The 6,353-nt window shown below is 68.5% G+C and carries 7 protein-coding genes; all 7 read left to right on the forward strand.

Annotated features, from left to right (window positions below):
- The first annotated feature begins 203 nt into the window (after positions 1–203).
- Positions 204–332 carry a hypothetical protein gene (locus AC08OP_RS18665; RefSeq protein ID WP_476595642.1) on the forward strand — a complete coding sequence of 43 codons (129 nt, stop codon included), beginning with the start codon at positions 204–206 and terminating at the stop codon, positions 330–332.
- A 51-nt stretch (positions 333–383) separates the two neighbouring features.
- Positions 384–962, forward strand: coding sequence for a DUF5134 domain-containing protein (locus AC08OP_RS18670; RefSeq protein ID WP_476615368.1), 579 nt, complete (start codon positions 384–386; stop codon positions 960–962).
- A gap of 217 nt (positions 963–1,179) precedes the next feature.
- Positions 1,180–1,722, forward strand: a complete 543-nt coding sequence (locus tag AC08OP_RS18675) for an AIM24 family protein (RefSeq protein ID WP_476615369.1) — start codon at positions 1,180–1,182, stop codon at positions 1,720–1,722.
- Between the two features lie 423 nt (positions 1,723–2,145).
- Positions 2,146–2,625: a bacterioferritin gene (gene bfr, locus AC08OP_RS18680; RefSeq protein ID WP_476615370.1), complete on the forward strand. Its 480-nt coding sequence runs from the start codon at positions 2,146–2,148 to the stop codon at positions 2,623–2,625.
- Positions 2,626–3,013: 388 nt separating this feature from the next.
- Positions 3,014–3,625, forward strand: coding sequence for a superoxide dismutase (locus AC08OP_RS18685; RefSeq protein WP_462187230.1), 612 nt, complete (start codon positions 3,014–3,016; stop codon positions 3,623–3,625).
- Between the two features lie 898 nt (positions 3,626–4,523).
- Positions 4,524–5,327: an alpha/beta hydrolase gene (locus AC08OP_RS18690; RefSeq protein WP_476615371.1), complete on the forward strand. Its 804-nt coding sequence runs from the start codon at positions 4,524–4,526 to the stop codon at positions 5,325–5,327.
- A gap of 154 nt (positions 5,328–5,481) precedes the next feature.
- Positions 5,482–6,353, forward strand: an 872-nt coding sequence (locus tag AC08OP_RS18695; RefSeq protein WP_476615372.1) for an aminoglycoside phosphotransferase family protein, incomplete at its 3' end; no start/stop codon positions are given.

Consider the following 6,353-nt stretch of genomic DNA (forward strand, 5'->3'; position numbering starts at 1 on the left):
TGTCCGTTCCCCCGGAATCCGGTAAACGCGCAGACGTTTCCCTGAGAGGATCTTAGACTGATATTCCTGATTGGTCCGCTACCCCGGGAGACGGCATGTCCGGATCTACTCGCGAACGTCACATTTTGACCTTTTGCGGAAAATGCAACTGTGGTTGCCCGGAGCTCTTCGTCGACCACGAGGCTCCGGCGGAGCGGCGCATCGTGCTGACCGATGACTTCGGCCAGCGGATCCAGATGAGTGTCGAACAGCTCCAGGCCATCGTCGACGAGGCCCGTGCCGGCAGCATCACCGCACTGGTCGACGCCGAACTCGCCCTGGGCGTGAGCTGACGTGCGACGTACCGTAACTGGACGGGAGCCTGGACGGGAACCCGCGGATCGGTGACACACCACCACCCGGCAGTGGCGCACGCACTGGCCCCACCACAGGCGGTGGCCGTCGTTGCCGCGGTCGCCTGCGCGTTGCTGGCGATGTTCCACGCCGGACGTTTCGCCGGCGCGCTTGTGCGAGCCCGGCGGAGGGCCGTGTACCCACCGGCCGAGATTGGGCACACGGTGGTGGCCGCGGGAATGGCCGTCATGTTCGTCGGCCCACGCTGGATGACGTCGTCGGTGGTGTTCGCCGTCGCTTATCTGGCGCTGGCCGGCGTCTTCTTCCTCCTTGTCCTGACGGACCCGACCTGCGAGCCGTCGCGGTGGTCCTGCTGCTCGATGCTCGTCATCGAGGGGTTGGCGATGGCGTGCATGGCCCGAGCGGACAGGTGGCCGGTCGGTGATTCGACCGGTCTGACGAATCTGACCGACTGGTTCGCGGTGATCTTCGCTGTGGCGGTGCTGGCTGCTATCGGTGGCCCGCTGGTCCGCAGGGTCAGGCCGGGCTGGGTGACCCACACGCCGCCGGTGATATCGGCCACGTCCCGACTGGTCATGGCCGGCGCGATGCTGCTGATGTTGCTCTGACGGGCGGGTGCCGGTCTACCCGCCATACTCCCGTCGGTATTCCCACCGGTGTGGCCCGAACGGGTGTGGATGGGCGTTGAATGGAGGCCATGAGCCAGCCACTCGCGACCTTCGCGGGGGCCCCGCCGCGGGCCCCCGTTCGCCTTGGAAGAGGGCGATCGCATGCTGCCGGGTACGCCTCGACGGCGGCGAGATGTACGCCAAAAAGGGAGCCATGGTGGCCTATCGCGGCCGCGTCGACTTCGCCTACAAGGGCCAGGGAGTCGGTGGATTCCTGCGGCGGGCGGTTACCGGTGAGGGCCAGGACCTGATGAGGGTCGCCGGCCACGGAACCGTCTGGTTCGCTGAGTCCGGAAGCCACATCTCGGTCTTCACGTTCGACAACGACAGCCTGACGGTCAACGGCCGCAGCCTGCTCGCGCTGGAGTCCGGCATCCGCTACAAGATCACCACGACGTCCGGTCGCATCGGCGCCATGATCGCCGGTGGGATCTTCAACACCGAGGTTTCCGGCAGCGGCGGCGTCGCCGTGCTGTGCCTGGGCGCTCCCCTGGTGTTGTCGACGGACGAGCCGGTCTGCGTCGACCGGGATGCCGCGGTCGCCTGGACGGCGGGCATGCGTACCCGGGTGGTCTCCTCGTTCAAGATAGGCAACCTCATGGGGCGTAGCTCGGGGGAGCTCGCGCAGATCGAGTACTCCGGCCGGGGGGGATTCGTCGTCGTCCATGTGGTGAGACGCCGCCGCCGGGACCGCCACTGACCGCCACCGCCGCCACTGACCCGCCACCGCCGGCACTGAACCGACTGCCGGAAGCGTGCCGGCAGGGGCTCGCCGGGTCGGCACGAAGTCGTCGCGGGGAAATGACGCCATGATTATGAGGGTCCGTCGCACGCTGCCCGCACGCTTCCTCCGTGCGGGATTTCTACCTTACAGTAAACCTTACCTGCATTTACGTTCATGCGGATGTGAGGGGCGCGGGTTCAGGTTCGCTGCGAAATCCGTATCCGTGTGATGTGCTGTCCGCTGGAGGTTCCGCCTGTCGGCTCGCGCGGACCGTCGGAGGCCATCGCCGCTGGTTGAGGCGCCACGGCGGGTCGATCAAGCGGTGCGGGACGGGGCACTCCCTCGGTATGATGACGAACGGCATCCGGCCGGCGATGTCCGACAGGAGGTGGAGGTCATATGGTGACGCGTGGTGACGTGGAAATCATCGAAATTCTGAACAGTGTGCTGACGAACGAGCTCACGACCATCAACCAGTACTTTCTGCACAGTCGTATGCAACGTAACTGGGGATATCGGCGGATCGCCGAGCACTATTATCACGAGTCGATCGACGAGATGAAGCACGCGGATCAGCTCATCGAGCGGGTGCTGTATCTCGGCGGTCTGCCGAACCTGCAGCGTCTGCACACGCTGCGTATCGGGGAGACGGTGCCCGAGCAGCTCGAGGTGGACCGGTCCGGGGAGTTCGAGGCGGTTGACCTGCTGCGCCGGGGGGTCGCACTCTGCCGGGAGCGGGGCGACGTCGGATCGGCCGTGCTCCTCGAGCGGATCCTCGTCTCCGAGGAGGAGCACATCGACTGGCTCGACGCCCAGCTGGAGTTGATCTCCCAGCTTGGTGCGGCCCATTACCTCGCCCAACAGATCCATGAGGAGTAGCGGAAGGTAATGGGCGGTGGCGAGGAATGGCGGAGTAATCCCGTTTTCGTTTCCTTGCCGTTACGCACTGTTGTTAGCGGTGCGAGCGGGTCGATCCTTTGAGTGTCATGGTGTCGGGTCTCGCCATGCAAGCCCCATCCGACTGGCGATAGTGTCCAGTCGGGGGGATCACGCGGAGGATTGCAGCAGCGAAGCCGACCGTCCACAGGGTGCCGTCGAGGCGGTGCCGCGGGAGAGGAGGGGGAGGGCCGATGAGCATTGCCGGGTCCTGTCCGCCCCCTCCGCTCCGGGTGGCCGCCGGCTCCACCGCACCGCCCATCTGACCTCCGAGAGCTCCGCACGGGACTCCTCGGATGAATTCCTTATGAATGGAAAGGATCGTGCGCTAGTGGCGACGTACACGCTGCCGGACCTGAACTACGACTACGGTGCTCTGGAACCGTCCATTATCGGGCAGATAGTCGAACTGCACCACGACAAGCACCACGCGACCTACGTCAAGGGTGCCAATGACACTCTTGAGAAGATCGCCGAAGCGCGCGACAAGGGCGACTTCGGTGCCATCGTGGGCCTGGAGAAGACGCTCGCCTTCAACCTTTCCGGGCATATTCTCCACTCGATCTACTGGGAGAACCTCTCGCCGGACGGCGGGGACAAGCCGGACGGTGCGCTCGGTGAGGCCATCGCCGCCGACTTCGGTTCCTTCGACGCCTTCAAGGCGCAACTGAACGCGGTGACCACCACGGTGCAGGGCTCCGGGTGGGGTGTCCTGGCTTACGACGCCACCGCGCAGCGTCTGCTCATCGAGCAGGTGTACGACCACCAGAGCAACGTCGGCGTGGGCAACACCCCGCTGCTCGTGTTCGACGCCTGGGAGCATGCCTGGTACCTCCAGTACAAGAACGTCAAGGTCGACTACGTGGCGGCCCTGTGGAACGTCGTCAACTGGGCCGACGTGGCTGCCCGTTTCGTGAAGGCCAAGGGCGCGGCGGCGGCCTGACCGTGGTGCGGGTTGGTTCCCCGACGCACAGGACCGTGCCCGGAGAACCGAAATAGTTGATCATTAAACGTGCACGAACAATGTGCACGGATCATGACAAGGGCAGCGCCTCCGGCGGTGCCCTTGTCGTCATTTTCCGGTGTTTCGGGGCGGGGTCCACGAGGTCCGGTCACCGGCTTTGCGGCCGGCTTCCCGGCTGGCCTTGCCGCCGGTCTGGCCGACCGGACACCTTTCGGTCGACGTCACGTCAGCGTCGGGTCGGCGTGTCGTGGAGTGATATACGACACACCGTGAACGGCTTGACGGCTTCCCTTCCCGCTACGCAGGGTAGTAGGCATGTTCGTGGACGTGCTCCGGCCCGATCGACGCCAGTCCGAGATCCTCCCGTCGCCGTCGTCCTGGCGACGTTGTCGCTGATCTGCTGGCGGCCCCGAGCCGAGCGATCCGTCCCGGCCGCGGGCGGCCAGCGGTCCGGCATCCTCCGCCTCCCGGTGGGCTCCTGACGTTCGCCGGCAGGCGACGTGCGGCAGGTGGTCGTTTCCCGGGGCCGGCTCCCGAGACCGACCGCAGCGGTACCGCCGTCGAAGAACCACCCGTCGCCGCTGCTGGTCACCCCGTACGACTCGCGAGCACGGCCGCCGCGAGGTCCAGGCCGCCGTTGTCCTCGCCTCGTGGCGGGCGGCAGCCGCGTGTTACTCCGGTCGCCGGGCCATCGGACCGATCATCGGCGGGCCGGACACCTTCCCTCTCCCACTCTTCAAACCCTCTCCGAGTCTTCAAACCCTCTCCGAGTCTCCGAGGCGAGATCAACGATTGATGTCGCCTCGACGCCGCGCCCGCGGCACGTCCGGCCCGCCTGCCGCGACGATCCGTTCCGTCCGAAGGAGATCTGGCGCCGATGCCGTCGCCGACCACTCAGTTGTCCGTCGATGATCTACGGATGGCCTCGCCCACCTCGTCCGCGGCGGGCAGGCAGTCCCGCGCCCGCACCATCGTCGGTCCGCAGCGGGGCAGCTCCGTCGCGCCAACCGCAGGCAGGCCGGCCGCGACACCCACCGCACCCACCGTCTCTCCGGCGTCGATCGTCTCTCCGGCCTCCACTGCCGTCCCGGCCGCGATCCCGGTTCCGTCGACGCGTCGGCTCCCGGCGGCCTCTCCCGCCTCCGGCGGGGCACCCGGGGAATATGTGCGCGCGGTGGTCGCGGTGCTGCTCGGGCGCGGTGAGCAGGCCGGCCCGTTCCACCTTCTCGCCGGTCGGCTCGCGCTGGACGGCTACCTGGTGACCGTCGTTCCCGACGGTGGCCGCCGGGTGCCCGCGGTGGCCGAGAACCGGGTGCCGGGCGTCCCGTTCGTCCTCCTCGGTTCCGACACGGGGGCCCTCGCGGCGCTGGCGATGGCCGCCTCCCCTGCGGTACGCCCCGACGGTGTGATCCTGGTCGGCCTGCCGCTCCTGCAGGTTCCCGTCGCGGGGGTGGCCATCGAGGAACCGTTGCCGCGTGCCCTGCCCGACCTCCCGATCCTGCTCATCCACGGTGCGCAGGACGAGGTCAGCCCGCTACCCCTGATCCGGATGACGACGCGCACCGCGTCCCGGGCGGAGCTCGTGGTCGTCCCGGGCGGCCACGATGTGCTGACGGGTCCGGGGCGTCGCAGCGTCGCCGCGCGGACCCTGCTCTTCCTGGAGTCCCTCCGCGAGGCCTGACCCCCGGCGGGTCTGCCGGCCCGGGGCCGGCAGCGGGTCGCGATCGTCGCCGCCCGCATACTCGGCACGGCCGTTCGGCCCACTCGATGAGGGCCGAACGGCCATCCGGGCGTGACATCCGGCGGATCGGCTGGCCCGTCCCGGCAGGGCACCGTTGACGACACCGCCGCCGGACGTGTACCTCGCCGTCGCGGACGTCCGCGACGAGGCCGACCTCCTGCGCGATCACATGGTCGTCATGAGTCGGCTGCCCGTCGCGCGCCGACTGACGACGCTGGTCGAGCGGGGCGGGTGGGTCGATCCACAGCTGCGTGACCTCGCGCGCCGACTCGCGGCGTTCCACGAGAGCTGCGAGACCTCGGCCCGGATCGGTGCGGCGGGCAGCCTGGCGGCTATGCAGGCTCGCTGGCTGGACCTGCTGCGCGCCGTCGCGCCGTTTCGCGGCGAGGTCCTGGCCGCCGATGTCGTCGACGAGATCGAGCGACTCGCGCTGCGCTACCTCGCCGGGCGGGCTCCGCTGCTGGCTGAGCGGCGGCGGGCCGGCCGGATCCGGGACGGTCACGGCGATCTCATCGCCGACCACGTCTTCTGCCTGTCCGACGGCGTACGGGTGATCGACTGCCTGGCGTCCGACCGGCAGGGCCGGATCGGTGACGTGCTGGCCGACGCCGCGTGCCTCGCGATGGACCTGGAGCGGCTCGGCGCGCCGGACGAGGCGCGCCGGTTCCTGGCCTGGTACCGGGAGTTCTCCGCCGAGACGCATCCGGTGTCGCTGGACCATCACTACATTGCCTACCAGGCGGCCGTCCACGCCAAGATCGCCTGTCTGCGGCACAACCAGGGTGAGCTGGGCGCCGCCGAGCAGGCGGCGCGGTTGGCCGCGATCGTCCTCGACCACCTGCGCCGCGGCCGCGTCCGCCTCGTCCTTGAGGGGTCGATCAGCGACGAGCAGGCCATCGCCGTCTCCCGGCCCGCGGAGGATGTGGATGGCGTAGGCGTAGGCGTAGGCGTGGGTGTGGGCGTGGG

This window comes from Frankia sp. CeRuru1 (assembly GCF_977966315.1).